This window comes from Pseudomonas mohnii, assembly GCF_900105115.1.
GTDB classification, from domain to species: domain Bacteria; phylum Pseudomonadota; class Gammaproteobacteria; order Pseudomonadales; family Pseudomonadaceae; genus Aquipseudomonas; species Aquipseudomonas mohnii.
This window is the reverse complement of sequence record NZ_FNRV01000001.1, coordinates 1,869,554-1,894,696: the sequence shown is the minus strand read 5'-3', so window position 1 is coordinate 1,894,696 and position 25,143 is coordinate 1,869,554. Positions and strand designations below refer to the sequence as shown.

At 59.6% G+C, this 25,143-nt stretch carries 26 protein-coding genes; 10 read left to right on the top strand and 16 right to left on the bottom strand.

Translation table 11 applies throughout. The features are described 5' to 3' along the window. The first annotated feature begins 47 nt into the window (after nt 1-47). On the top strand, nt 48-1,388 hold the full coding sequence (locus BLV61_RS08890; protein ID WP_047532173.1) for a DEAD/DEAH box helicase: 1,341 nt from the start codon (nt 48-50) through the stop codon (nt 1,386-1,388). A 111-nt stretch (nt 1,389-1,499) separates the two neighbouring features. Here BLV61_RS08890 and BLV61_RS08885 read toward each other — a convergent pair whose 3' ends face one another. Together BLV61_RS08885 and BLV61_RS08880 are read right to left on the bottom strand one after the other, a co-directional pair. Beyond that, a complete protein-coding gene (locus tag BLV61_RS08885; RefSeq protein ID WP_047532165.1) occupies nt 1,500-1,775 on the bottom strand; it encodes a hypothetical protein in 276 nt (91 codons plus the stop codon). 102 nt (nt 1,776-1,877) lie between these two features. Continuing rightward, nucleotides 1,878-2,612: a DUF899 domain-containing protein gene (locus BLV61_RS08880; RefSeq protein ID WP_090464284.1), complete on the bottom strand. Its 735-nt coding sequence runs from the start codon at nt 2,610-2,612 to the stop codon at nt 1,878-1,880. Nucleotides 2,613-2,790: 178 nt separating this feature from the next. Here BLV61_RS08880 and BLV61_RS08875 point away from each other — a divergent pair, with 178 nt between their 5' ends. Then, nucleotides 2,791-3,180, top strand: a complete 390-nt coding sequence (locus tag BLV61_RS08875; protein ID WP_047532160.1) for a hypothetical protein — start codon at nt 2,791-2,793, stop codon at nt 3,178-3,180. A gap of 49 nt (nt 3,181-3,229) precedes the next feature. Here the strand turns inward: BLV61_RS08875 and BLV61_RS08870 are convergent, their stop codons facing one another. From BLV61_RS08870 to BLV61_RS30845, 4 genes are all read right to left on the bottom strand, one after another. Continuing rightward, nucleotides 3,230-4,099: a DUF6279 family lipoprotein gene (locus BLV61_RS08870; RefSeq protein WP_047532158.1), complete on the bottom strand. Its 870-nt coding sequence runs from the start codon at nt 4,097-4,099 to the stop codon at nt 3,230-3,232. A gap of 72 nt (nt 4,100-4,171) precedes the next feature. Next, on the bottom strand, nt 4,172-4,888 hold the full coding sequence (locus BLV61_RS08865) for a TorF family putative porin (protein WP_047532156.1): 717 nt from the start codon (nt 4,886-4,888) through the stop codon (nt 4,172-4,174). Between the two features lie 203 nt (nt 4,889-5,091). Continuing rightward, on the bottom strand, nt 5,092-5,280 hold the full coding sequence (locus BLV61_RS08860) for a hypothetical protein (protein ID WP_017337097.1): 189 nt from the start codon (nt 5,278-5,280) through the stop codon (nt 5,092-5,094). Between the two features lie 127 nt (nt 5,281-5,407). Then, nucleotides 5,408-5,632 carry a hypothetical protein gene (locus BLV61_RS30845; RefSeq protein WP_139213617.1) on the bottom strand — a complete coding sequence of 75 codons (225 nt, stop codon included), beginning with the start codon at nt 5,630-5,632 and terminating at the stop codon, nt 5,408-5,410. On the opposite strand from BLV61_RS30845, the gene BLV61_RS08855 reads away from it, so the two are divergent. From BLV61_RS08855 to BLV61_RS08840, 4 genes are all read left to right on the top strand, one after another. Then, the gene (locus BLV61_RS08855; protein WP_047532155.1) at nt 5,631-6,467 is read left to right on the top strand and encodes a CvfB family protein; all 837 of its coding nucleotides are present in this window, start codon (nt 5,631-5,633) and stop codon (nt 6,465-6,467) included. The two genes, BLV61_RS30845 and BLV61_RS08855, sit on opposite strands and share 2 nt — an antisense overlap. Nucleotides 6,468-6,529: 62 nt before the next feature. Beyond that, nucleotides 6,530-6,934: a DUF2177 family protein gene (locus BLV61_RS08850; RefSeq protein ID WP_090464280.1), complete on the top strand. Its 405-nt coding sequence runs from the start codon at nt 6,530-6,532 to the stop codon at nt 6,932-6,934. 356 nt (nt 6,935-7,290) lie between these two features. Next, entirely contained in the window at nt 7,291-8,736 is a 1,446-nt protein-coding gene (locus BLV61_RS08845) for an NCS1 family nucleobase:cation symporter-1 (protein ID WP_090464277.1), read from the top strand. A 168-nt stretch (nt 8,737-8,904) separates the two neighbouring features. Further along, nucleotides 8,905-9,837: a DMT family transporter gene (locus tag BLV61_RS08840; protein ID WP_047532149.1), complete on the top strand. Its 933-nt coding sequence runs from the start codon at nt 8,905-8,907 to the stop codon at nt 9,835-9,837. Here the strand turns inward: BLV61_RS08840 and BLV61_RS08835 are convergent. Next, nucleotides 9,782-10,969 carry an MFS transporter gene (locus BLV61_RS08835; RefSeq protein WP_090464274.1) on the bottom strand — a complete coding sequence of 396 codons (1,188 nt, stop codon included), beginning with the start codon at nt 10,967-10,969 and terminating at the stop codon, nt 9,782-9,784. The genes BLV61_RS08840 and BLV61_RS08835 overlap by 56 nt on opposite strands. Before the next feature lie 103 nt (nt 10,970-11,072). Between BLV61_RS08835 and ptrR the strand changes: the two genes are divergently transcribed. After that, nucleotides 11,073-11,966, top strand: a complete 894-nt coding sequence (gene ptrR, locus BLV61_RS08830; RefSeq protein ID WP_047532146.1) for a putrescine utilization regulator PtrR — start codon at nt 11,073-11,075, stop codon at nt 11,964-11,966. A gap of 139 nt (nt 11,967-12,105) precedes the next feature. After that, a complete protein-coding gene (locus tag BLV61_RS31865) occupies nt 12,106-12,234 on the top strand; it encodes a PA1414 family protein (protein ID WP_003184145.1) in 129 nt (42 codons plus the stop codon). 141 nt (nt 12,235-12,375) lie between these two features. On the opposite strand, the gene BLV61_RS08825 is transcribed toward BLV61_RS31865, so the two are convergent. The 6 genes from BLV61_RS08825 to speB all read right to left on the bottom strand — a co-directional run bounded on the left by BLV61_RS08825 (nt 12,376) and on the right by speB (nt 18,025). Then, nucleotides 12,376-12,627 (bottom strand): phosphopantetheine-containing protein, encoded by a 252-nt coding sequence (locus BLV61_RS08825; RefSeq protein WP_047532144.1) that lies wholly within the window; start codon nt 12,625-12,627, stop codon nt 12,376-12,378. A 69-nt stretch (nt 12,628-12,696) separates the two neighbouring features. Next, on the bottom strand, nt 12,697-13,422 hold the full coding sequence (locus tag BLV61_RS08820; RefSeq protein WP_090464271.1) for an MBL fold metallo-hydrolase: 726 nt from the start codon (nt 13,420-13,422) through the stop codon (nt 12,697-12,699). A gap of 84 nt (nt 13,423-13,506) precedes the next feature. After that, nucleotides 13,507-14,886: a sodium:solute symporter family protein gene (locus BLV61_RS08815; RefSeq protein ID WP_047532139.1), complete on the bottom strand. Its 1,380-nt coding sequence runs from the start codon at nt 14,884-14,886 to the stop codon at nt 13,507-13,509. Nucleotides 14,887-15,075: 189 nt separating this feature from the next. Beyond that, the gene (locus BLV61_RS08810; RefSeq protein ID WP_090464267.1) at nt 15,076-16,587 is read right to left on the bottom strand and encodes a purine-cytosine permease family protein; all 1,512 of its coding nucleotides are present in this window, start codon (nt 16,585-16,587) and stop codon (nt 15,076-15,078) included. Between the two features lie 55 nt (nt 16,588-16,642). After that, nucleotides 16,643-17,065 carry a YybH family protein gene (locus tag BLV61_RS08805; RefSeq protein WP_047532135.1) on the bottom strand — a complete coding sequence of 141 codons (423 nt, stop codon included), beginning with the start codon at nt 17,063-17,065 and terminating at the stop codon, nt 16,643-16,645. A gap of 9 nt (nt 17,066-17,074) precedes the next feature. Beyond that, nucleotides 17,075-18,025 (bottom strand): agmatinase, encoded by a 951-nt coding sequence (gene speB, locus BLV61_RS08800; protein WP_047532133.1) that lies wholly within the window; start codon nt 18,023-18,025, stop codon nt 17,075-17,077. A 368-nt stretch (nt 18,026-18,393) separates the two neighbouring features. Here speB and BLV61_RS08795 point away from each other — a divergent pair, with 368 nt between their 5' ends. Further along, nucleotides 18,394-19,290: a LysR family transcriptional regulator gene (locus tag BLV61_RS08795; RefSeq protein ID WP_047532131.1), complete on the top strand. Its 897-nt coding sequence runs from the start codon at nt 18,394-18,396 to the stop codon at nt 19,288-19,290. 12 nt (nt 19,291-19,302) lie between these two features. Further along, entirely contained in the window at nt 19,303-19,899 is a 597-nt protein-coding gene (locus BLV61_RS08790; protein ID WP_090464264.1) for a tRNA-uridine aminocarboxypropyltransferase, read from the top strand. Nucleotides 19,900-20,046: 147 nt separating this feature from the next. On the opposite strand, the gene BLV61_RS08785 is transcribed toward BLV61_RS08790, so the two are convergent. Genes BLV61_RS08785 through BLV61_RS08775 form a run of 3 tightly spaced genes read right to left on the bottom strand, consistent with a single transcriptional unit; the run spans nt 20,047 to nt 24,971 of the window. Then, nucleotides 20,047-21,426 (bottom strand): HlyD family type I secretion periplasmic adaptor subunit, encoded by a 1,380-nt coding sequence (locus tag BLV61_RS08785; RefSeq protein ID WP_090464261.1) that lies wholly within the window; start codon nt 21,424-21,426, stop codon nt 20,047-20,049. 9 nt (nt 21,427-21,435) lie between these two features. After that, nucleotides 21,436-23,595: a type I secretion system permease/ATPase gene (locus BLV61_RS08780; RefSeq protein WP_090464258.1), complete on the bottom strand. Its 2,160-nt coding sequence runs from the start codon at nt 23,593-23,595 to the stop codon at nt 21,436-21,438. 17 nt (nt 23,596-23,612) lie between these two features. After that, complete coding sequence (locus BLV61_RS08775) at nt 23,613-24,971, bottom strand: TolC family outer membrane protein (protein ID WP_047532123.1); 1,359 nt, start codon at nt 24,969-24,971, stop codon at nt 23,613-23,615. Between the last annotated feature and the right edge of the window lie 172 nt (nt 24,972-25,143).

Genomic DNA, 25,143 nt, shown 5'->3' with positions numbered 1-25,143 from the left:
CGTTACCCTATGCAGCTGTTTTTTTGCATTTCTTCGAGGTAGCACCCGTGTTTTCCCAATTCGCCCTGCACGAACGCCTGCTCAAAGCCGTGGCCGAGCTGAAATTTGTCGAGCCAACGCCTGTGCAAGCAGCGGCCATTCCGCTGGCGCTCCAAGGGCGTGACCTGCGGGTGACAGCGCAAACCGGTAGCGGCAAGACCGCTGCATTCGTTTTGCCGATCCTCAACCGCCTGATCGGTCCGGCCAAGATCCGCGTCAGCATCAAGGCGCTGATCCTGCTGCCGACCCGCGAGCTGGCCCAGCAGACCTTGAAAGAAGTCGAACGCTTCTCGCAGTTCACCTTCATCAAATCCGGCCTGATCACTGGCGGTGAAGACTTCAAGGTCCAGGCCGCCATGCTGCGCAAGGTACCGGACATCCTGATCGGCACGCCGGGCCGGATGATCGAGCAACTGAACGCCGGCAACCTCGACCTGAAAGAAGTCGAAGTACTGGTGCTCGACGAAGCCGACCGCATGCTCGACATGGGCTTTGCCGACGACGTTCAGCGCCTGGTGGACGAGTGCACCAACCGTCAGCAGACCATGCTGTTCTCCGCCACTACCGGCGGTTCGGGCCTGCGCGAGATGGTCGCCAAGGTGCTGAACAACCCTGAGCACTTGCAGCTCAATGCGGTCAGCCAGCTGAACGAGACCACTCGTCAGCAAATCATCACTGCCGACCACAACCAGCACAAAGAACAGATCGTCAATTGGCTGCTGGCCAACGAGACCTATCAGAAGGCCATCGTGTTCACCAACACCCGGGCCATGGCTGACCGTATCTACGGCCGCCTGGTGGCTCAGGAGTACAAGGCGTTCGTGTTGCACGGCGAGAAAGACCAGAAGGATCGCAAACTGGCGATCGACCGCCTGAAGCAGGGCGGGGTGAAAATCCTCGTAGCCACTGATGTCGCCGCTCGCGGTCTGGACGTGGACGGCCTGGACCTGGTGATCAACTTCGACATGCCACGCAGCGGTGACGAATACGTGCACCGTATTGGTCGTACCGGTCGCGCGGGCAACGATGGCCTGGCCATCTCGCTGATCTGCCACGGCGACTGGAACCTGATGTCGAGCATCGAGCGCTACCTCAAGCAGAGCTTCGAGCGCCGCACCATCAAGGAAGTCAAAGGCACTTACGGCGGACCGAAGAAGGTCAAGGCTTCGGGCAAGGCTGTTGGCGTGAAGAAGAAAAAGACCGACGCCAAGGGCGACAAGAAAAAAGCCGCCGCCAAGACCCCGACCAAGCGCAAGAGCGCCAACCGGCCGAAGAGCGATTCCCTGGTCAGCAAGGATGGCATGGCCCCGCTCAAGCGTCGCAAGCCGGAAGCGCCGGCTGCTGAATAAAGCAACGTAGTGAGCCCATAAAAAACCGGACCCAGGTCCGGTTTTTTTATGCCAGACAACGGCCCTGCGAAGTCGACGCCGACACATCGCACCGGCCAGCGCCTACGGCTTTCAACCCTCGGTCTTTTTCTCCGCCGAGCCCAGTTCTTTCAAGCGCTGGTCGATCAACTGGCACTTGTCAGGCAAATCCTTGGATGCCGTCCCAAGGTCCATCTTCTGCAACTCGGCATTGATCTCCTTGGCCTTGGTCGGGTTCTGCTCCGTAAGCCTGGCCACTTCCTGTCCCAGTTGTTCGCGTTTGGCGGTGGCTTCTTCGGGCGTGCAGGCCCAGGCGGGCAGGGCACAGGTCAGAGCGGCGGCGAGGGTGAGCGTGAGCAGTGATTTCATGGCGGCAGGTCTCGGTTCCGGTGAAGGCGGGTTACCCGGTTGAGCGCTGCCCCATGGCAAAAGTTCAGTGTCAGGCAATGGCCGCGATTCTGTGCCAGCAGGTCAACTTCCGTGGCAGCAGTTCGACTTCGCCCCCTCCTCGTACCGGTCGTGGTGCCGCACCCATTCCATGATTTCCTCTTCATTCCTGCCCTTGGGCGTCAGATCGAGGTAGTTGTAGGCGCCGACCAGCATGTCCAGGCCACGGGCATAGGTGGAGTAAGTGTGGAAAATTTCTCCGGCTTCATTGCGATAAAAAACACTGAGCCCGGGGAGTTCTTCCTCGCAACCGTCGGTTTTTTCGTAGTTGTACGTAGCCGTTCCGGCGGCGACCTCTTCGGCTCGAGCACTGACACCAAAGTCATAATTGAAATCGCTGCCGGCCGACGATACCCAGTCGAATTTCCAGCCCATGCGGCGTTTGAATGCCTGGAACTCGGCGAAGGGTGCATGGGAGACCGCCACCAGCGCGATGTCATGGTGGGCCAGGTGCTGGTTGGCGCCGTCGATGTGATCGCTGAGAAATGAGCAACCGGGGCAACCTTCATCCCAGCCTTCGGCGAACATGAAGTGGTAAATGACCAGCTGACTGTGCCCGCCGAACAGATCAGCCAGTTTCAGTTCGCCGCCTGGTCCCTGGAAGCGGTAGACCTTGTCGATTTTCACCCAGGGCAGGGCGCGGCGTTCAGCGCTGAGTTTGTCCCTTTCCCTGGTGAAGGCTTTTTCGTGGGCCAGATGGTGTTGGCGGGCGACCAGCCATTCTTCCCGGGACACGACGGGATGATTCTGAATGTTCATGGGTTTTTCTCCTGCGTGATGCTTGGAGGTGACGGACACAGCTTAGTCGTTTGATCCCTGCTCAATTCGACATACCGACGGTCGCTGCTGTTCGAAACCCCGGCTGAACGGCTGCCGTCCACGCCGGTCACAACCTATGAAGGCCCTCTCACTCACGGGCACCGGAGGTTGAATCAGGATGACGACTTATAACTGGGATTTAATTGAGCGTTTGCTGCACGAGGTGCAAAACGGAGCGAGCAGTTTCACGCCTCGACCCTATGCCGAGCAGTACGCGGCGCAGAAGGCTGCGGAAGGTGAGCAGACCGAAAACCTGGATCACCTGAAAGCGGTGGCCGGCGAATACGAAAAGTTGCTGCTGGCGCGTGGTTACATCGAGCCTCGGCCCGATGAGCAAGGCGGTAGCGGTTCCAATTACATTTTGACGCCTCGTGGCTCAAGCCTGTTGAGCCTGATCGACAGCAGCATTCCGGGCAACGAGCATCCACGTCAGGTCTTGGATGAACAGGAGGATGCGCTGGCTGAGGAGACGTTTGATGCGCTGGCGGCGAAGGCGCAGATTGCCTGAAACAAAGGATCGCAGCCGTTTGTCGGCTCTGCCCAAGGCTGCGATCCATCTACCCCTGCTTCGCCGCCTTCAAGCATTTCAAATCGCTGAAATCCTTGCGCACACCCTCAATTTTCTTCAGCAAACGCTGACGTTGTTCCCGTGTGCTCTCTGCCATCAAATCCACAAATAGCGAGCGCGCCTGGGCTTCGGTGTTGGCGAAGGCCTGGCGGTATTGCGGTGTCCACAAACGTTCTCGATCGACCAGTAGCGTCTCGATTTGTTGTGGGAATTGTGGGCTCTGACGTTGCGCCACGGCCTCACTGAACTGTTTCTGCCAGTGCGCGCGGTTGGCGATCCATTGGGTGTTTTGGTCGCCCAGCGCAGTCGACCAGGCCATCACCCGTTGTTCCTGGCTGACGCTCAACGGGCCGAGCCAATCGGTCAGGCGCTTGTCCATGCGCGCACCGCGTTCGGCAATTTGCTGAGCCAGCGGCGGTTTGACGTATTCCTTTTCACGTTTGCGCAGATCTTTGGCAAAAGCGTCGTTCATCTCGGCGACTTGCTTGTCATCCAGTCCCTGTAGCAACTCGATGGCCGAAGGCGTGATCTGGCGCGCGGTTTCAGCGATAGCCATTTTGGCTTCCGTGGTTCGCGCTTGCAGCGCCGCGTCGGTCACCTGATTGGTCTCGACCATGCTCTGCAAGCGATCCAGCCATTCGAGGTAACCCGGCAATTGTGTGGTGCAGTGCCAGTTCAGGTGTTTCTTGAGGCGCTCGTTGAACCAGTCCTTTTGCTCGCCGTTCATGTCCAGGTAGTCGCTGAGCGTCCACGGAATGATCACGTCGAGGTTGCGATAGGCCAGGCCGACGCGGCTGCAGGCGCCGAGGGCGAGGGTGAAGATCAGCAGGGTGGCGATGTGCTTGAACCAGCGAGACATGGGCGAATCCTTGCGAGGCCGGGCGCGTCTTATTCTCATGTGAACGCAGGATGAGCCGGGCAGTTCAGCCAATCAATAGAATGCGCGCTCGGCCTTGAGCGTCACCAGGCCATCACACTGGCTGTTGTGCCCGGAATACGCCGAGCACTCGCTGCCGCTGAGGTTGGAGTTGCTGTAGATCAGGTCAAGGTCGATGCCCATGAACGGGCGTGAAAACTTCACCGACCAATCGGTGAAACTGCTGACGTAACCACCGCCCACCGAAACCGGCGAGTTCAGCTGATGGGTGGTATATTTCATGCTGATCCCGATGCCGAACGGCTGATTGCCGCCAAGGTCGGCGAATAGCGTGTTGTTCTGTTTGTCCGGATCGTTGCTGAAAGCCACGCCGAAGCGGCTACTGAGCAGGGTCAGGCCGCCGAACAGTTCCTGGCTGTCGAGGGTGTCCACCTTGGGATAGCTGTAGTGGATCATCCCGACTTCGTAGCCGAGCGTTTGGTCGAAGGGTTGTTTAAAACCGATGTAGGAATCGATTTCGAGGTTCTTGCCCGACGAGATGCCCATGCTCGGTGCGTACTGCCCGAAATACAGGCCACTGTCGTGGCTGAGGTCGAGGCCACCGTGAAAGGAGCCGACCGCCGAAGGCTTGACCAGCCCCTGGGCCATGCTGCGGCTGGGGGTGGTACCGAGTTTGAGGTCGAAGTCGCCGAGCTCGCGCTGGAAAATTTGCGCGTGCGCCGATGAGCCGGCCAACAGGCCAGCAAGCAATAAACAGGTGGACTTGAGCATGCGTCACTCCATGAACAGCGAGCGCAGGGCGTCGGGCCCGCTGAAACGCTTGATCTAGACGCGTGCAAGGATACCGGCGATTCATCGTGGTCGATGGCCGTTCGTCGATTTTTGCGGATTAATTAAACAGAAGGGGTGTGGCGAGGGTGCCAGTCCAGGCGCTTCGAAGCTCAAAGCGCCTCAGGACGGGTGTATTACCGGTATTACTTCTTGCCCAAGGTGATCTGCTTGGACGGGCCGAACGTCTGGCCGCTGACGCCTTTGGCAATTTGCTGGATTTCACCACCGGATTTGAGGAACGCAGCAATCTGGTTGTTGATCGATTCGCTGGTTTCGACGGCTGGAGCTGGCTTTGCTTTGCTGTTGGATGCTTTTACGCGCATGGCGGCCATTAACCTGTAGAAAATTAACTTGGCCATGTATCGTACAGGAAAGGCCGGCTATTTGCTTGGTAAATATCCCTTTAAGCACAGCGGGCATGCGCGAGGTCAAGCGCAAGTTATTCTCTTGATGAATCCCCTAAGCTGCTGTTTTAAATAAGAACAAGGGTGTGGGAATGGCCGTTTTGCCGCTGAGTAACCAGGGTTGAAATTCCCAGAATGGACTGACGAGCGGCCACGCCACGCGCCAGAACCCATGAAATTCAAGGCTTTGAGCGAGATTTTCCTGCGTCATCGGGCCGGACACCGAACGCGCCCGGTAAAACCGGGTAGAATGCGCCCACGCAATGAGGGTATTGAACATGGCTTTAGTCGGGCGTTACAACAGTTTGCAAGTGGTTAAACACACTAACTTCGGTTTATATCTGGACGGTGGTGCGGATGGCGAAATCCTTCTGCCGAATCGTTATATTCCAAAAGATATTCCCAGCGAAGATGAAGACTGGCTCAATGTTTTTGTTTATCTGGACAGCGATGACAAACTCATTGCAACTACGGAGAAACCGAAAGTTCAGGTCGGTGAATTCGCCAGTTTGAAAGTTGTAGAAGTTAACAGTATCGGTGTGTTCCTGGATTGGGGGCTGCCGAAGGATCTGTTGCTGCCGTATTCCGAAGAAAAGCGGCAGATGACGGCGGGCGAATACGTCGTGGTGCATGTCTATCTGGATAAGCACACCCGCCGCATCACCGCGACGGCGCGCCTGGACCGTTACCTGGACAAGACGCCGGCCAACTACACCGCAGGCCAGGAAGTGGATTTGCTGGTTGCCGAAGCCACCGACATGGGGTTCAAGGCGATCATCAACAACAAACACTGGGGCCTGATCCACAAAAACGAAATCTTCAAGTTCATGCGCGCCGGTAAAGAAGAGAAGGGGTTCATCAAGGAAGTTCGCGCCGACGGCAAGATCAGCCTGAGCCTGCAACCGGTTGGCCAGGAAGCAGCCAGCAGTCTGAACTCGAAGATCCTCGCCAAGTTGCGCGAGAATAATGGCACCCTGGCGGTCAACGACAAGAGCGACCCCACGCTGATCAGCAGTATGTTTGGTGTCAGCAAAGGCAACTTCAAGAAAGCCATCGGTGCGTTGTACAAGAATGGCCAGATTGTCATTCATGCCGATCGTATTGAACTAAGCTGAGCGCTTTGCGGCCCTATGCAGAAGACGCCCGAACCTGCGGCGGCTCCTGCAAGGGCCGGATGATGAAAAAAACTCTCATAGCCTATGTCGCCACCCTGGCGGCGTTTCTCGTACTCGATGGCCTCTGGCTGGGCGTCCTTATGGCGTCGACCTATCGGGAACTGCTCGGTTCGTTGATGCTCGAGCAACCGCGGTGGGTCCCAGCCGCTGTGTTTTACCTCCTTTATGTCGTCGGTTGTGTGGTGTTTGTGGTGTTGCCGGCGCGGAGCTGGACACACGCCGCACGTCTGGGGGCATTGTTGGGCGCGGTGGCGTACGGCACCTATGACTTGTCCAACTGGGCAACCCTGCAAGGGTGGTCGGCGCGGTTGGCATTGATGGACATGGCGTGGGGCGCGGTGGCAAGTGCCGTTGCCTGCATTGTGGGTTTTCGTGTGGCGAATACGCTGGCTGCAAGCAAATCATGAACGGTGTTGGCTGGACGAATGTCATCACGAGCAAGTTCGCTCCCCCCTTTGAGCCTGCGCAACAGTCCAAGAGTGGGAATTGGCCCGTTCACGATTGACTGAGCAGCAGTCGGCTATTCCTCTCTGTATACATGACATGTGCACCGTTTGCAGGCGGCAGTGCCCTGTTCATGGGCATCTCTGAGCAAAAAATGCCGTTTATCTGCCTGCATAAAACACCGCTAGAACCGCGATTCGTCACACCTTTATCGTTTATGGCACGCATTCTGCGTAGCAACTCGTATACAAACAATGACAGCTCCCGTACGCAGTGTGATGTTGGCATCACGTCGGGAGTGTTTACGAGGAGCTTCGCAATGACCGAGCAAACGCCCAACGGCTACAGCCCGCGCTTGTACAACCAGGACCTGGGACCGCTGCCGCAGAAATGGAATTGGTACAACATTTTCGCCTTCTGGATGAGTGATGTGCACAGCGTCGGCGGTTATGTATTCGCCGCCAGCCTGTTCGCGCTGGGGCTGGCCAGTTGGCAGGTGTTGATTGCCTTGCTGGGCGGAATTTGCATTGTGCAGTTGATCGCCAACCTGGTGGCCAGGCCGAGTCAGCAAGCGGCAGTGCCGTATCCGGTGATCTGCCGGTTGGCGTTCGGGGTGTTCGGGGCGAACATTCCGGCGGTCATTCGCGGGTTGATCGCGGTGGCCTGGTACGGGATTCAGACGTACCTCGCGTCCAGCGCGTTGATCATTGTGGTGTTGCGCTTCTTTCCTTCGATGGCGACCTACGCAGAACCACATTTTGCCGGTTTGTCCTACCTCGGCTGGTTCGGTTTCCTCAGCCTGTGGTTCGTTCAGGCGTTGGTGTTCTGGGCAGGCATGGAGTCGATCCGCCGTTTTATCGATTGGGCTGGCCCGGTGGTGTACGGCGTGATGTTCATGCTCGCCGGGTGGATTGTCTGGCAGGCCGGTTGGAGCAACATCAGTTTCACCCTCGCGGAAAAGTCCCTGTCGGGTTGGGAAGCGTTCGGACAAGTGATCGTGGCCATGGCCCTGGTGGTGTCGTACTTTTCCGGGCCGACCTTGAATTTCGGCGATTTCAGTCGCTACTGCCGGAGTATGCAGGACGTGCGTCGCGGAAATTTCTGGGGACTGCCAGTGAATTTTCTGGCGTTCTCCCTGGTGACCGTGGTGATTGTCTCCGGCACCTTGCCTGTCTTCGGTGAAATGCTTCACGACCCGATTGCCACCGTGGCGCGGATCGACAACAGCGTGGCCGTGCTGCTGGGCGCGTTTGCCTTCGTCACCGCCACCGTCGGCATCAACATCGTCGCCAACTTCGTGTCCCCGGCATTCGATTTCGCCAACATCGCCCCGAGTAAAATCAGTTGGCGTGCCGGCGGCATGATCGCGGCCGTGGCGTCGATCTTCATCACCCCGTGGAATTTGTTCAATAACCCCGAAGTGATTCACTACACCCTCGATGTGCTGGCGGCGTTCATTGGCCCGTTGTTCGGGATTCTGTTGGTGGATTTCTACCTGATCAAAAAACAGCAGATCGACGTTGATGCGCTGTTCAACGATGGCCCGAGCGGGCGCTATTACTACAGCGGCGGGGTTAACTGGACGGCGGTCAAGGCACTGATTCCGGCGACGTTGATGGGCGTGGCGATCACTTTCACCCCGTTCCTGCAACCGATGGCCAACTTTGCCTGGTTCACCGGTTGTTTCCTCGGTGGCGCACTGTTCTTCGTGTTGGCCAAGCGTGAGCAGGTGCAGCGATCTCTCCCGCTGGTCACGGCGGCATGACGCAAGCGGGAATTTAAAGGTCTCTATCAGGCGGAAATTTCTGGCCGTCTGGTTAATAATCGACAGCATAATTTTTCGCCCCGACGCCGCTTGTTCGACAAGCCGCTCGGGGCTTTGCTTTTACTGTCGAGTCACTGCCATGTTGTGTGTTGTTCTTGAGGTCTTGCGGTGAGCGTCGCCCGGCGTAGCGCCGATGGATTTGCCCTGCAAGTGATGCTGGGGTTGTGCCTGATCTGGGGCGTTCAACAGGTGATGATCAAGTGGGCGGCACCTGACATCGCACCGGTCATGCAGGCAGCGGGGCGTTCGGGCATGTCCGCGTTGCTCGTCGGGTTGTTGATCTGCTGGAAGGGCGGCTGGGATCAAGTCGGCACCACCTGGCGCGGCGGCTTGTTGGCCGGGGCTCTGTTTGGCCTGGAGTTTTTCTTCATCTCCGAAGGCCTGCAACTGACCACGGCGGCCCATATGTCGGTGTTCCTCTATACCGCGCCGATTTTTACCGCGTTGGGTGTGCATTGGTTGTTGCCGAGCGAGCGCTTGAGGCCGGTGCAATGGTTGGGAATCTTCCTCGCCTTCGTCGGCATTGCCGTTGCGTTTGCCGGTGGCGTGTCCTGGGCCAACCTTGATCACCGCATGCTGATGGGCGATGCGCTGGGGGTATTGGCCGGTGCCGCCTGGGGGGCCACCACGGTGGTGGTGCGTGCTTCGCGATTGTCGGAAGCGCCGGTGACCCTGACCTTGTTTTATCAGTTGATCGTCGGCTTCGTCGGGCTGCTGTTGATCGCGCTCCTCAGCGGTCAGATCACCCACGTCAGCTTGACCACCGTGGCGGTGGCCAGCGTGTTGTTTCAAGGCCTGGTGGTGTCGTTCTTCAGCTATCTGACCTGGTTCTGGCTGTTGCGCCGGTATCTGGCGGCGAACCTGGCGGTCTTTTCGTTCATGACGCCGTTGTTCGGCGTCACGTTCGGCGTGGTGCTGCTGGGAGAAAAACTCAGCCTCAACTTTGTCATCGGGGCCGTGCTGGTGCTGCTGGGCATCACGTTTGTCAGCGCTGAGCAGTGGGTGCGTCGCCGTTTGCGCAAAGCGCTCGGGCAGCGTTGACCGGACTCAAGAGCAATCCGCCGGCCAGCAGCAAACCGCTGCCGGCGATCACCAGCGCAGGTTGCAAGCCACCGCTGAAATGGCTGCTCAATGCTGCCAGCAACGGCCCGCTGAGCTGGCCCACGGCAAAGCAGGCGGTCAGCAGCCCGGCGTTGCGTTGGCTGGCGTGGGGCGCCAGCTCCCGTGAACGTTGCATCACCAACTGCATGCAGGCCAGGAATGGTGTGCCACACAAGATCACTCCCAGCACGAGCCCCGGACCATTGCCCAGCAGGCAAGCGAAGACCCCGGCGGCTTGCATCCATAAGGTCAGCGTCAGCCATTGACGCGTGGTATTGGCCGCTTGTCGACGCAGACTCACCAACACCACGCCAATCGCCGCTGCCAGGCCGAAGCACGGCCAGAACAGATCGGCCTGCCAATGCCCGTGGAACTGCGCGTTGGCCATTTGCGACAGAAAAGTGGCCGGGATGATGTAGCCCAGGCCGTACAGTCCATAGACCACGCCCAAACGGCCGATGCCTCGATGGGATGAGCTTGCGACGCTGGCAGTGGCAGTGGCAGGTGCGGTCGCGGTGGGCCGGGGCAGAAATCGCAGAACCCCCAACAACATCAACAGGGCGACGGCGGCATACACCAGCCACAACGTGGCAGACGTCTGGCCCAAGAGGTTCGCGACCAAGGCCAGCACCCCGGTCAGAAAAATTCCCAGACCCGGTCCGGCAAATACCACGGCGCCGAGCCGCGGGCGCCCGGTGGCAGCCGCCAGTGGCTGACTCAGCGCAGTAATCATCACCAATACCCAGGCGCTGGCCACGCCGGTGCCAAAGCGCAGCAACAGATGCGACCAGAACCCGTTGGCCCAGAACGACGCCAGGGTCAGCAGCACACACAGCCACAGACCGCCCAGCAGGCGGCGGCGCACTTGCTCGGGACGACGAGAGAACATCGCGTCCACAGCACCGACGAAATAGCCCAGGTAATTGGCGGCGGCAATCAGTCCGGCGTCGGTCAGGTCGATCTGGCCTTCGCTGAGCAGATGCGGCAGTTGCGGCGTCAGGGCAAAACGGCCGATGCCCATGGCCATCATCAAGGCGACAAAACAGGCAAGCAAGCGGATCAAGGGAGACATGGTCGGAGTTCCACCAGAAGATCAATGACCGTCAGGCTAGGACTGATTGACTTTCTTTAAAAATGAATAATAGTGAGTAACTTGTTCTTGTTTGGAGAATGGCGTGGAATTCAGTCAATTGCGAATTTTCCAGGCTGTGGCGGAGGAAGAGTCCATCACCCGTGCTGCTGAACGCCTGCACCGGGTGCCGTCCAACCTGTCGACCCGGCTTAAACAGCTGGAAGAGCAACTGGGGGTCGAACTGTTCCTGCGCGAGCGTCAGCGTTTACAGCTATCGCCCGCGGGGAAAGTCCTGCTGGACTACACCACCAAGTTGTTTGCCTTGCACGATGAGGCTCATGCCGCCGTACAGGGGGGGCAACCGGCCGGCGACTTCGTGCTCGGCACCATGTACAGCACTGCTGCGATTCACCTTCCGGCGCTCTTGGCGCGTTATCACCGAACCTACCCGGCGGTGAACCTTCAGGTGCAATCCGGGCCCAGTGGCGAATTGCTTGAGGGCTTGCTGACCGGCCGGCTCGATGCGGCGCTGGTGGACGGGCCGCCGGAGCTGGCGGGATTGGACGGTGTGCTGTTGTGCGAAGAGAAACTGGTACTGGTCAGCGAAGCCGACCACCCACCGGTGCTCAGCGCGCGGGATGTGGAAGGGCGTTCGGTGTTCACCTTTCGTCAGGGCTGCTCTTACCGGATGCGCCTGGAGTCGTGGTTTTCCCATGATCACGCAGCGATGGGGCGGGCCATGGAGATCGAGTCCTATCCGGGGATGCTTGCGTGCGTGATTGCCGGTTCCGGGGTGGCGCTGATGTCGGAGTCGATGCTCGCCAGTCTGCCGGGCCGTGAAAGCGTGGCGGTACACCCGCTGGCCGAGCCTTTTGCCACGGCGACCACGTGGCTGATGTGGCGCAAGGGCATGGTCGGGGCCAACCTGAATGCGTGGATCGAGCAGCAACAGGCGGTCTATCCGTCGGCGCAGATTCAGGCGCGTGCGATTGCCTGAGTTGACATTGGTCAATTGTGATCGATTCAGTAACAGATCATTGCCAATTTGATCGAGCATTGCACAGCACTTCAGACTATTATCAGAGCGAAGGGGCTACAGAATTCCGGCCGCTCGGCACTACCCTGAAGGGGGCATCATGAAAGAGAAAATTCAGAACTGGCTGCATGACCTGGGTGTCGCACTCGGTTTGATCGAACCGCCTCTGCAACCTGTGCCAATTCGCACGGACGACGAACAACGCCGACGCCAACCGCGTCGCCGGTAATCCTGTAGGAGCGAGCCCGCTCGCGATGGACGTTAACGATCACGCTGATTGTCTTGAAGTACGCGTCGCCTGGAAGTTTTCGCGAGCAACCTTGCTCCTGCAGGGGCGCGTACGGATTGTTACAACCGGCAATCATGATTGTTAATGTCTGCCGATTTCCAGCAAAAACCGACTCAAGTCTCTGGCCGTCCTGGCCGTTTTGAGCAGTTGGTCCTCCTCGGCGGTAAACGCCGTCAAGCCGAACTCATCTTCCAGATGGAAGATCAACTCTTCGATATCCGTTTTATCCAATCCCAACTGCGCCAGGCTGGCGTTGTCGTCGAAGTCATCCTGACTCTCCAGCAGTCGGCTGATGAAGTGATGCACCGCGGCACGAACGGCAGCTTTTTTCATGATGGTTCTTCGAGGGCGTAATCGTTGTTTTCCCTGCGTTGAATATCCTGAAAATGAGTACAGCAGGCTTCAGCCGTGGCAGCGTTGCCACTCGTCAATCATGTGGCGCAAATGTTCTCCGGAGAAACTGTCGAAATGGCCGCCATGCACCGTGCGGATCGGCAGGGCGTGCAAGCGTTGCAGACTGCGCGCGTAGTCATCGAGGTTGGAATGGTAGGCGTCTTCGATCAACGGTCCGTCGTAGATGATATCGCCGCTGAACAGGGTCTCGGTTTCCGCTTCGTACAGGCAGATGCCGCCTGGCGAGTGTCCTGGCGTGTGCACAACCTGCAACACCCGATTGCCCAGATCCAGCACATCTCCATCTTCGACAAAGCCCGTGGCTGGCGCGGCCTTGACGCTGTACTCGGCGTAGCAAAGCGGGCAATCCGGATGCGCCTCGAACATATCGTCACCGACGAACGCCCTGCTCAAGTCGTTTTCGCCGTCCGGTGCGGCGAGGATGTCCGCTTCGGCGGGATGCACCAGGCGCTCGGAAAATTCGTGATGCCCGGCGATGTGATCGAAATGGCAATGACTGGCCACCGCCACCAATGGCCGCTCGGTGATCCACGGCAATTGCTCGCGCAGGCTGACCAGCCCTGAGCCGCTGTCCAGCAGCAGGTCCTTGTCACGGCCTTGAATGTGCCAGAGGTTGCAGCGGTAGAAGGGCCGGATGTACGGCTCGTGAATCAGGCGAATGCCGTCACTGAGCTGTTTGACTTCGAACCACTGATCGCGGCTGACGATTTTCATAAGCAGTTTCCTTCAGACGAAAAAAACGGGTGTGGCAACCGACGCCACACCCGCCGAAGAAAGCATCAAGTCGTTATATTCAGCTTAGGCGGCGCTTGCCAGTGTCACCGGGCGACGGGACATCAGGCTGACAACCACGAAGCTCACCAGGCCTACGCCCAGGCTGTAGTAGATCGGGGTGTTGGCGTCCAGACCATCCTTGACCATGAACAGCAGGGCAGTGGCGAAGCCCAGGCCCATGCTGGCGATGGCGCCGGCGGTGGTTGCGCGTTTCCAGAAAATCGCGCCGATCAACGGGATGAGCATGCCGCCTACCAACAGGTTGTATGCCAGGGTCAGCGCACTGATCACGTCGTTGACCACCAGGGCGATACCCAGCACCACGATGCCGGTCAACATTGTGACCAAGCGGTTCAGGCCCAGGCTCGACTGCTTGCCGCCGCGCAGTTTTGGCAGCAGGTCTTCGGTCAGGGTGGTGGCAGCGGCGAGCAGGCCGGCGCTGGCGGTGGACATCATGGCGGCCAGGGCGGCAGCGATCACCAGGCCACGGATACCGTCCGGCAGGGACAGTTTGACGATGGCGGCGAAGGCGTTGTTGACGTTGTCCAGATCCGGGATCAGTACGTGAGCCGCCATGCCGATCAGGGCGCAGGCCAGGCCGTAGATGATGCAGTAGATGCCGGCAGCCGTACCGGCGACCTGAGCGACTTTCGCGGTCTTGACGGTGAACACCCGTTGCCAGATGTCCTGACCGATCAGGATGCCGAAGAAGTAGATCATGAAGTAGGTGATGATGGTGTCCCAGCCGATGGTGGTGAAGCTGAAGCTTGCCGCCGGCAGTTTCAACACCAACTCATCCCAGCCGCCCACGCGGTACAGGCAGATTGGCAACAGGATGAACATCAGGCCGACGGTCTTGATCACGAACTGGACAATGTCGGTCAGGGTCAGGGACCACATGCCGCCAATGGCCGAGTAGATCACGACCACGCCACCGCCCAGCAGTACCGACACCCAGAACGGCAGGCCGAACAACACTTGCAGCACGGTGCCGATGGCCAGGATCGACGTCACGCCGATCATCAGCGCGTACGCCAGCATGATCGCCGCGCTCGCGGAGCGGGCCATCGGGTTGTAGCGCTTCTCCAGCACCTGGGTAACGGTGTAGATCTTCAGTTTCAGCAGCGGTTTGGCCAGGAACAGGTTCAGCGCAACGATCCCGCAACCCAGTGCGGCGCACAGCCAGAAGCCGGAAATGCCATGTACGTAACCCAGACGCACGGTGCCCACGGTGGACGCGCCGCCGAGAACGGTAGCCGCCATGGTGCCCATGTACAGGCTCGGGCCGAGGTTACGACCTGCGACCAAAAAGTCTTCGTTGGTCTTGGCTTTGCGCATGCCGTAGTAGCCAAGAAGCAGCATCGCGGCGGCGTAGATGAGTACGACGAATAAATCCAATGCCATGATGGCGTGTCTCCGATTGTCTTTTTTATGGTGAAGCGAAAATCAATTCCTGCGGGAACATCAATCCCTGTGGGAGCGTGGCTTGCCCGCGATGGGAGTACAGCGATCTGTCAGACAGACCGCGTCATCGTTCATCGCGGGCAAGCCCGCTCCCACAGGTCATGCGTTGGCCGAAGGTAATGCGTTTGATCAGGCGACTTGTCGAGCCGCCGATTTACCGAGTGAATTCGAACCCTTGCTGCGTGCATCCCGCGGGCCGAACACTTCCCGTGATTCCGGGAACAGGCTGAGCAACGTCAGGTACACCACCGACGCCAGGCCCAGGGTGACCGGCAGGCTGATGTCGATTCCGCCGGCCATTTCGCCCAGCGGCCCGACAAATTGCCCCGGCAGGTTCACGAAGCACAGGCCGACGGCCGCACTCGGGATCCAGGCACCCAGGCCACGCCAGTTCCAGCCGTGGGTGAACCAGTAGCGGCCACCTTTTTCGCCGCGGGTAAACACTTGCAGGTCATCCGGGCAGTAGAAACCGCGGCGTACCAGCAGGCCGATGATCATGATCACCATCCACGGGGTGGTGCAGGTGATGATCAGCACGGCGAAGGTCGACACGCTCTGTACCAGGTTCGCCGCGAAGCGCCCGATGAAGATGAAGGCAATCGACATCACACCGATCAGCAGCGTGGCCTTGACCCGTGACAGTACCCGCGGGAACACGCTGGACATGTCCAGCCCGGTGCCGTAGAGCGACGTGGTGCCGGTGGACATGCCGCCGATCACTGCAATCAGGCACACCGGCAGGAAGAACCAGCTCGGCGAGACCGCCAGCAGGCCGCCGACATAGTTGTTGGCCGCGATGTAGTCCGGGGCCTTGATCGCTACGATGGTGGCGGTGGCCAGGCCGAACAGGAACGGGATGAATGTCGCGATCTGCGAGATCACCACTGCGGCCATGATCCGGCGCTTGGAGGTTTCACGCGGGATGTAGCGCGACCAGTCGCCGAGGAACGCGCCGAAGGAAATCGGGTTGCTCATGGCCACCAGTGCCGCACCGATGAACGCCGCCCAGAAACCTGGCTGGCCCATGTTGACGGTGCCGGCGTAGTTCACATCGAAAGGACCGGCGAAGGCGAAGACACCCAGCAGGAACAGCAGGCTGGCGCTCCACACCGCGATCTTGTTGACCCACAGCAGGAAGCGGAAGCCATAGATGCATACCGTGAGCACCAGGATCGCGAACAGACCGTAGGCCAGGCCCAGGGTCAGGTCGGTTTCCGGAAGGCCGATCAGGCGTTTGGCACCACCGATCAGTGCATCGCCCGAACTCCACACCGAAAGCGAGAAGAAGGCGATGGCGGTCAACAGCGACAGGAACGAACCGACGATCCGCCCGTGCACGCCGAAGTGCGCACCGGAAGACACGGCGTTGTTGGTGCCGTTGATCGGGCCGAACAGGCCCATTGGCGCGAGGATCAGCGAACCCAGCAACACGCCCAGCACAATCGCCCAGACGCCTGCCTGGAAAGACAGGCCGAACAGCACCGGGAAGCTGCCGAGTACGGCGGTAGCAAAGGTATTCGAACCACCGAAGATCATCCGGAACAGGTCCGTCGGGCCTGCGGTGCGTTCGTTATCCGGGATCTGTTCGACCCCGTGGGTTTCTATTTGCGTAAGGCTTTGGTCGTTGTTTTTGTTATTCATGATCTGCTCCGATCATAAAGGCGCGCTCATCGTGCGTGAGGCGTCGCCTGTTTGGCTAAGGGGGTGGCAGCCCTTCCGGCATGGCGGACAAATGTTCGTGGCAGGCCAGCCATAGGCCTTGTTGTTCTTGGCCAGACGCTTGTTTTTTGAAAACAATTGTCTCGCGCTCCTGGCTGAAATGTTGCTCCCCTTGCATGCGCAGCTCGGTGGCTACGTCATGGATGAAAATCGCCACATCACCTTGCAGGCTGACGAAGGCGTTGCTCGAGGTGCACGACAGCACCTCGAAACCATCCTCGGCACGCCAGCTGTCCCACAATGCCTGATAGGCATCGCGCGACAGCAGGGGCTGTTCGAGGGTGTAGAAGACGAAGCTGGCGTCAGAGCTGAAGGCACCGAAGTAGGCTTCGCGATCGTTACGAGCGAAGGCAGACACCAGATCGGCGGCGGCTTGCAATACCTGATCACGTTCGTTCATCACCAATCCTCAGCGATGGACCACGCCAGGCAGTACGCAGAGCATCTCGTACAGCAGGTTGGCGGCCAGCAGCGAGGTGTTGCCGGTGGTGTCGTAAGCGGGCGAGACTTCTACCAGATCGCAACCGACCAGGTCGAGGCCTTGGCAGCCACGCACGATCTCGATGGCCTGAATGGTCGTCAGACCGCCGATTTCCGGGGTGCCGGTCCCTGGTGCCCAGGCCGGGTCGATGCCGTCAATGTCGAAACTCAGGTACACCGGGCCGCCGCCGACTTTCTCGCGAACTTCGGCCATCAGCGGCGCCAGGGATTTGTGCCAGCACTCTTCGGCTTGAACCACGCGGAAGCCCTGGTTGCGGCTCCAGTTGAAGTCGTCAGCGGTGTAGCCCTGGGCGCGCAGACCGATCTGCACAACACGGTCCGGATCCAGCAGGCCTTCTTCAACGGCGCGACGGAAGGTGGTGCCGTGGGCGATTTTCTCGCCGAACATGTGATCGTTCACATCGGCGTGGGCGTCGATGTGCACCAGGCCGACCTTGCCGTGCTTTTTATGGATGGCGCGCAGGATCGGCAGGGTGATGGTGTGGTCACCGCCCAGGGTCAGCGGGATCACGTCGTGTTCAAGGATGTTGTCGTAGGATTCTTCGATGATCCGTACGGCATCCAGCAGGTTGAAGGTGTTGATCGCGATGTCGCCGATGTCGGCAACCGACAGCGAGTCGAACGGTGCCGCGCCAGTGGCCATGTTGTACGGGCGAATCATGACCGATTCAGCGCGGATTTCGCGAGGCCCGAAACGGGTGCCAGGGCGCAGGGAAGTGCCAATGTCCAATGGCACGCCTACGAAGGCAGCGTCCAGACCGGCAGCGGTATTCAGGTGGGGGAGTCGCATCATGGTGGCGATGCCGCCGAAGCGCGGCATTTCGTTGCCGCCCAGTGGTTGGTGAAGAATCTTGTCCACGGGTAGGGCCTCATCGTCGTTGTTTTATTTATGTCGATACACCGTTCACAGTAGGCACGGGCACCGCTGGGAGCCGATTCTGCGAAATGTCGTGACGGGGAAGAATCGCTCCGCGCAAATACTTAGTTCAGATTTTTCTAAACTAATGGCAAAGGCCGAGATAGACTTTATGCCGCGCGCAGAATTCTGTGGCGAGGGAGCTTGCTCCCGCTGGGTTGCGAAGCGGCCCCAAAACATTCACGCCCATGGGCCTGATTCACTGCACCCTCAGATTTCACGACTGCTGCGCCCGGAGGCGGATCGACCGAACGGGAGCAAGCTCCCTCGCCACAAAAGCAACACGCACTGCCTTGCAAACGGAGTCCTTCGTGGCCAATGCTTTACCCGACTTGAAACTATTGCGCATCTTCGTCAGCGTGGTGCGTCATCAGGGCTTCGCCAACGCCCAGCAAGAGCTCAATCTCTCGACGTCGGCCATCAGCACTTACATGAGCCAGCTCGAAGCCGCGCTGGGCCTGGTGCTGTGCCATCGCGGCCGTGGCGGTTTCAGCCTCACCAGCAAGGGGGAGCTGTTTCATCAGGAAACCTTGCGGTTACTGGGCGAGCTGGAGGGCTTCGAACAATACGCTGCCGCGCTCAAGGGCGAGTTGCGCGGCACGCTGAACCTGGGAGTGATCGACTCCACGGTCAGTGACAAGGCCTTGCCGTTCGCCGAAGCCATTGGCGCCTACAGTCAGGAACACCCGGCGGTGCATTTGCACTTGTCGGTCATGAGCCCCTACGAATTGCAACTGGGCGTGCAGGACAATCGACTCGATCTGGCCATCGGTGCGTTCTCCACGCGCATGAGTGGCCTGGTCTACATGCCGCTCTACCGCGAACAACATTGGTTGTATTGCAGTGCCCGGCACCCGCTGTTCAATGAGCGGCGTATTCCCGAGCAGGTCATCACCCAGCAACGCATGGTCGGTCGCGGTTACTGGAGCCAGGCCGAACTGGCGCGGCACGGCTTCAAGCACAGCGCCGCCACCGTGGAGAGCATGGAGGCGCAGCTGATCCTGGTGCTGTCCGGCGCCTACATCGGTTACTTGCCCGAGCATTACGCCCAGGCCTGGGCGGACAAGGGCGACTTGCGGGTGTTGCTACCGGCGACCTTCGGTTATCAGGCACCGTTCTCGATGATCGTGCGCCGTGGACGCAGTCGCGAGCCGCTGATCCAGACCTTCCGCGATCTGCTCAAAGCGCAGCTCAACCAGGCCGCTTAAGGAAACGTTGCGATGTCCCGAATTCAATGTCCCCGCTGCCTGCGTCCGCAAAGCCATTGCTTGTGTCCGTTGGTCCCGAGCCTCGACAGCCGCACCCGTGTGTTGTTGCTGCAACATCCGAGTGAAGTGAATCATGCGCTGAACACCGCGCGCCTGGCTGCGTTGGGCTTGAACAATGCCGAACTGATGGTCGGCGAGGTGTTTGAGGATTTGCCGGTGCTGTTGAATCAACCGGGGTATCGGGCGCGGTTGCTGTTTCCCGGCGAAGAGGCGCAGCCGATTCAAACCTGTGCCGTCACCGATGAACCGTTATTGCTGGTGGTCCCGGATGGCACTTGGCGCAAGGCTCGCAAGCTATTGCACCTCAACCCGCTGCTGGCGGCGTTGCCGAGGGTGACCCTGGCCGAGGGTGGCGTGTCCCGCTACCGGCTGCGCAAGGCTCCCGGGCCAGGGGCGTTGTCGACGATCGAGGCGATTGTCCAGGCACTGGAAACCCTTGAGGCACCAACGTCGTTCGAGCCGTTGCTCAGGCCGTTCGAAGCGTTGATCGAGGGGCAGATTGCGGCGATGGGGGAGCAGACGTACCAGAACAATCACGGGCCGAAATAAGCGTCGTTCGTGCCGGCCTCTTCGCGGGCAAGCCCGCTCCCACAGGGAACCGTGTCGAACACAAAGCGTGTGAACGCTACACAACATTGTGGGAGCGGGCTTGCCCGCGAAGACGGCGGATCAATCACCGCAGCTCTCAAGACATGATTACCTTTCGCGCATCGCCTCGGTCCGCGCTTTCAGCACCGGTTTGAGCAGGTAATCCAGCACACTTTTCTCACCCGTGATGATATCCACCGTCGCCACCATCCCCGGAATGATCAACAGCGGTTTCGCATCCCCGCCCAGGTGGTTTTTATCGGTACGCACCTGGATCAGATAGAAGCTGTTGCCCTTGTCGTCGGTGATGGTGTCGGCGCTGATCAATTCCAGCTTCGCGCTCAGGCCGCCGTAGATGGTGTAGTCGTAGGCGCTGAACTTGACCATGGCTTTCTGGCCCGGATGCAGGAACGCCACGTCTTGCGGCCGCACTCTGGCCTCGATCAGCAGGTTGTCTTCCAGCGGCACGATTTCCACCATGTCGCTGCCCGGCTGGACCACGCCGCCGATGGTGTTGACCTTCAGCGTTTTGATAATCCCGTGAACCGGCGAGACTACCGTGGTGCGGGTCACGCGGTCGTCGATGGCGATGCTCGATGCGGTGATTTTCGACAGGTCGGTGCGTTTCTCATTCAACTCTTTGGCGGCCTCCGAACGGAAGGTTTGTTCGGACTCGTCAATCTTGCTCTTGATCTCGTTGATCGCTGATTCGGCGCGGGGAATGGCCAGGGTGGTGGCGTTCAGCGAGCCGCGAATCTCCACCGCGCTGCGTTTGAGGCGCAGGATCTCCACCGGTGACACCGCCCCCGTGCCCACCAGCGGCGTGGACATGTTCATCTCTTGCTGTAGCAGTGCCAGGCTTGAGCTGTATTGCCCCTGTTTTGAGCGAAATTCCGCCAGTTCCTGGGTTTTTTGCCGAAGTTGTTCGCTCAGGGTGCGTTGTTCGCTGGCCAGTCGCCGTTGCCGTTGTTCATACAACGAACGTTCGTCTTCGGCCACCTGGGGCGCTTTGGCGATCACTTCCTCCGACAGCTTGAACGGCCGACCTTCGGCCTCCGCCGACAGGCGTTCGACCTGTGCGGTCAGTGCATAGCGATCAGCCTCGCTTTCACCCTTGTTCGACAGATAGCGCGTGTCATCCAGGCGTAGCAAGGTATCGCCCTTGTTCACCATTTGCCCTTCACGCACGAAGATTTCGGTGACGATGCCGCCTTCAAGGTTCTGGATCACCTGAACCTTGCTCGACGGAATCGCCTTGCCTTCGCCCATGGTGACTTCTTGCAGCACCGCGAATTTGGCCCAGACCAGCGCGCTGATTAACAAACCTGCCGCCAGCCATACGGTGATCCGCGACCAGCGCGGTGAGTCCTGCAGTGAAGCGCCGGCGGTTTCCGGCATGAATTCGCTTTCGGCGCTTTTGGCGAAGCTGCCGAAGTAACCCCGCTGCTTCGAATTGGCAGGCGACTTGTCGGATGATGAACGAGCCATGAGTCGCTCCTAGACGGCCGAAGAGCCGACACGGCCCTTGCGCAGTGCATCGATGACCGCTTCTTTGGGCCCGTCGGCGACGATCCGCCCGTTGTCCAGTACCACCAGCCGATCCACCAGGCTGAGCATCGAGGTTCGGTGGGTGACCAGCAGCACGGTTTTGCCCTGGACACAGCCATGGAGTTTTTGTCGCAAAACGTCTTCGCTGCTGTTGTCCATGGCGCTGGTGGGTTCGTCGAGCAGCAGGATCGGTGGGTCGAGCAACAACGCCCTCGCCAGCAACACGGCCTGACGCTGGCCACCGGACAGCAATTGACCACGCTCGCCCACGGGTCGGTCGAAGCCTTGCGGGTGTTGCCGGGCCAGTTCGGTGACACCGGTGAGTTCGGCCACTTCGAGCATGCGTGAATCGCTGATGTAGCGCGCGCCGAGGGTAAGGTTATCGCGCAGGCTACCGGCCAATAACGGCAGGTCGTGGGCGACGTAACCGATTTGATGACGCAGGTCGGCGACGTCCAGTTGTCGCAAGTCCAGGCCATCGAGCAACAGCTGGCCTTCTTCCGGTTCGTAAAAACCCATCACCAGTCGCGCCAGGGTGCTTTTGCCCGAGCCGCTGCGGCCGATGACGCCGATCCGCTCGCCGGGCTTGACGCTGAAGCTGACATTGGCCAGCGCCGCACTGTTCTGGCCGTTGTAGTGGAAGGTCACGCCGACGACATCCAGCGCGCCCTGCAGCTGCGTGCGCTCCAGCGGCCGTTGTTTGGCATCGCGTTCTTGTGGCAGCGACATCAGCGCGTCGGTGCTTTTCATGGTCAGTTGCGCTTGCTGGTAGCGGGTGATCAAACCGGCGATCTGGCCCAGTGGCGCCAGCACGCGGCTGCCGAGCATGTAGCTGGCCACCAGTGCACCGACGCTGAGGTTGCCGGCAATGATGCTGTAGACACCGGCAACGATGGTCGCCATGCCGGAAAACTGCTGGATGAACAGCGTGCCGTTGGTGGCCAGCGCCGAGAGGTTACGCGCATGGCTGTCGAGGCGGGTGAGGGCGCCATGGGTGCTTTCCCACTTGTGCTGGCGCTCGCTTTCGGCGCTGCAGGCCTTGAGGGTTTCCAGGCCGCCGAGGGTTTCGATCAGCAGGGCCTGGCGTTCGGCACCGAGGCTGAGGCTCTTCTGCACGGTGTCGCGCAGCCGCACCTGTATCACCATGGCGAAAATGATCGTGATCGGAAACGCCAGCATCGGAATCACCACCAGCCAGCCACCGAGCAGGCCGATCACCACCAGCATGAGCACTACGAAGGGCAGGTCGATGAGGCTGGTGAGGGTGACAGCGGTGAGGAATTCCCGCAGGCCCTGGAAGTCATGAATGCTCTGGGCAAAACCACCGATGGTCGCCGGCCGCGCTTTCATCGACATGCCGGTGATGCGTTCGAACAGGGTCGCCGACAGGATCACATCGGTTTTCTTCCCGGCGGTGTCCAGCAGATGGGCGCGCACCACCCGCAACACCAGTTCGAAACCGGTGCCGATCAGCAAGCCGATGGACAGCACCCACAGCGTCGAGGTGGCTTGGTTGGGCACCACGCGGTCGTAGGTCTGCATCACGAACAACGGCACCATCAGGCCCAGCAGGTTGATCAGGAAGCTCGCCAGGATGGCATCGCTGTACAGCCATTTCGACAGCTTCAGGGTGTCGCGGAACCAGGCCTGCACACGAGGCACGAGGGGGGAGCGCAAGTCTTCCAGTTCATGCCGTGGTCGGGCGAACAAGGCCTGGCCGGAATAATGCGCTTCAAGTTCCTCTGGGCTGATCCATTGTTCACCGCCGTCGGCTTCGCTGGGCAGAATCAGCACCCGGCCGTCATCGCCAATACGTCGCAAAACCGCGGTACGACCGTTATCGAGCAACAGCAGGACGGGCAAGTTGAGCGCGGAGATGTCTTTAAGCTCGCGACGCAGCAAGCGCGCCTGCAAACCGGCCCGGGCCGCTGCACGAGGCAGCAGGTCCAGGCTCAGGCGTTGGTGTGCCATTGGCAGCCCGGCACTCAGGCTGGCGCGACTGACCGTCGCGCCATGAAGTTTGCAGAGGATCAATAGACCGTCCAGAAGCGGGTCGTCAAAGCTCAGACGCGGATCGACACCGATGTTGCCGGGTTCCATGCTGGTCAAATTGGTCGCTCCAGGTACTACTTCAGTTCAGGCAGACGAGCTTGGTTTTTCACCTCGTTCCGGGCGACTGCATCGGCGGGCAGCACTACCCGCTGTTTGCTCAGTAACTGGCCCATGTTCGCCAGTACACGGTACATCGAAAACTCCTCGGTGTAGCGTACTTCGGTGTAGCGGCGGTTGGCGTTGTAAAGCTCGTTTTCACTGTCGAGCAGGTCGAGCAAGGTGCGTTGGCCAAGGCCGAACTGATCCTGATAGGCCACGCGCACGCGTTTACTGGTCTCGGCATATTCACGGGCGGTCGGGGTCTGTTTCTTGGCGTTGACCATGGCGTTCCAGGCCAGGTGGATGTTTTCGTTGAGCTGGCGCAGGGCATTGTTCCGAATGTCCATCGCCTGATTGATCTTGTGCGCATCGGAGGCCATGCGAGCCTTGTCGCTGCCGCCGCGGAACAGGTTGTAGTTCATCACCACGCCCACGCGCCATTCGTTGTCATGACCTTCTTCGCCGGCAATGTTGTTGTTCGCTCCGACGGCGGCTTCAGCATCGAAGCGCGGGTAGAACGGCGACTTGGCCACTTCGTATTGGCTTTCGGCGGATTGCACGTCAGCCTGGGCGGATTTCAGGTAAGGGTTGTTCTCCACCATGCTCTGCTGCGCTTCCTGCAGCGATGCAGGCACTTCGCCTCGGGTCGACGGCGGTGTTTCAAGCTCATCGGGCATGCGCCCCACGACGCTGTAGAAGTTCGACTCGGCGTCGGCCAGATCGACTTCGGCGGTGTCGAGGTTGTTCTCTGCCAATGCCCGGCGAGCATTGGACTGGTCGGCGTCGGCGTTGCTGCCGACACCGCGCTGGGTGCGCAGGCCGATCTGGTCGTTGACCCGCAAGTGCGCCTGCAGGTTGTTCTTGGCCAGTGTCACCAGTTCGCGGCGCTTGAGCACATCGAGGTAGACCTCGATGGTGCGCAGGGCCAGATCCTGGGCGGTGCCCTGAGCGTAATAGGCCCGGGAGTTGACCACGCCCTTGGTGCGTTCGACTTCGTTGGCGGTGTTGAACCCGTCGAAGAGCATCTGCCGCAGGCGCAGTTCCGATTGGGTGTAGTTCAGGATTGCCGTGTGGTGGTTGCCGAGGGCCCGGGTGTTGGTGTTATCGCTGTACCCGCGCCCGTACGCGGCATTCAGGTCGACCGATGGATAAAAGCCCCCCTTGGCGACGTTGACGTCTTCATCAGCCGACAGACGGCTGTCTACTCGCGACGCCAACTCAGGATGGGTCGCGATGGTGCTCTGGATCGCCTCGGTCATGGACATTGCATCAGCTTGAGAAGTGCAGGCCATGGCCAGCAGAACCGCGCTGCAGAGGGGGGTTAAGAGGCGCATGGGTACATCTCCCTGATTCCTGATGGTTCTTTATCGGTCGCCAATTATTTGACGACATTTATAGGTAAACCGTTTCATGCTTTTAACAACAGAGCTAAGAACATTCTAGGGAGGAGCTAAGAACTATTTCTCATAATGCCTATGCCAAAAAAAACTTATGCGCTCTGCAAAA

Coding starts and splice junctions, on each gene's coding strand:
- BLV61_RS08805 (WP_047532135.1), bottom strand. CDS start 17,065: ATGAACGAACGTGATCAGGTATTGCAAGCCGCCGCCGATCTGGTGTCT.
- BLV61_RS08845 (WP_090464277.1), top strand. CDS start 7,291: ATGACCGAGCAAACGCCCAACGGCTACAGCCCGCGCTTGTACAACCAG.
- BLV61_RS08870 (WP_047532158.1), bottom strand. CDS start 4,099: ATGTCTCGCTGGTTCAAGCACATCGCCACCCTGCTGATCTTCACCCTC.
- BLV61_RS08815 (WP_047532139.1), bottom strand. CDS start 14,886: ATGGCATTGGATTTATTCGTCGTACTCATCTACGCCGCCGCGATGCTG.
- BLV61_RS08835 (WP_090464274.1), bottom strand. CDS start 10,969: ATGTCTCCCTTGATCCGCTTGCTTGCCTGTTTTGTCGCCTTGATGATG.
- BLV61_RS08880 (WP_090464284.1), bottom strand. CDS start 2,612: ATGAACATTCAGAATCATCCCGTCGTGTCCCGGGAAGAATGGCTGGTC.
- BLV61_RS08865 (WP_047532156.1), bottom strand. CDS start 4,888: ATGCTCAAGTCCACCTGTTTATTGCTTGCTGGCCTGTTGGCCGGCTCA.
- BLV61_RS08825 (WP_047532144.1), bottom strand. CDS start 12,627: ATGAAAAAAGCTGCCGTTCGTGCCGCGGTGCATCACTTCATCAGCCGA.
- BLV61_RS08785 (WP_090464261.1), bottom strand. CDS start 21,426: ATGGCTCGTTCATCATCCGACAAGTCGCCTGCCAATTCGAAGCAGCGG.
- BLV61_RS30845 (WP_139213617.1), bottom strand. CDS start 5,632: ATGTTCAATACCCTCATTGCGTGGGCGCATTCTACCCGGTTTTACCGG.
- BLV61_RS08775 (WP_047532123.1), bottom strand. CDS start 24,971: ATGCGCCTCTTAACCCCCCTCTGCAGCGCGGTTCTGCTGGCCATGGCC.
- BLV61_RS08860 (WP_017337097.1), bottom strand. CDS start 5,280: ATGGCCGCCATGCGCGTAAAAGCATCCAACAGCAAAGCAAAGCCAGCT.
- BLV61_RS08790 (WP_090464264.1), top strand. CDS start 19,303: ATGTCCCGAATTCAATGTCCCCGCTGCCTGCGTCCGCAAAGCCATTGC.
- BLV61_RS08850 (WP_090464280.1), top strand. CDS start 6,530: ATGAAAAAAACTCTCATAGCCTATGTCGCCACCCTGGCGGCGTTTCTC.
- BLV61_RS08820 (WP_090464271.1), bottom strand. CDS start 13,422: ATGAAAATCGTCAGCCGCGATCAGTGGTTCGAAGTCAAACAGCTCAGT.
- BLV61_RS08855 (WP_047532155.1), top strand. CDS start 5,631: ATGGCTTTAGTCGGGCGTTACAACAGTTTGCAAGTGGTTAAACACACT.
- BLV61_RS31865 (WP_003184145.1), top strand. CDS start 12,106: ATGAAAGAGAAAATTCAGAACTGGCTGCATGACCTGGGTGTCGCACTC.
- BLV61_RS08810 (WP_090464267.1), bottom strand. CDS start 16,587: ATGAATAACAAAAACAACGACCAAAGCCTTACGCAAATAGAAACCCAC.
- BLV61_RS08875 (WP_047532160.1), top strand. CDS start 2,791: ATGACGACTTATAACTGGGATTTAATTGAGCGTTTGCTGCACGAGGTG.
- BLV61_RS08885 (WP_047532165.1), bottom strand. CDS start 1,775: ATGAAATCACTGCTCACGCTCACCCTCGCCGCCGCTCTGACCTGTGCC.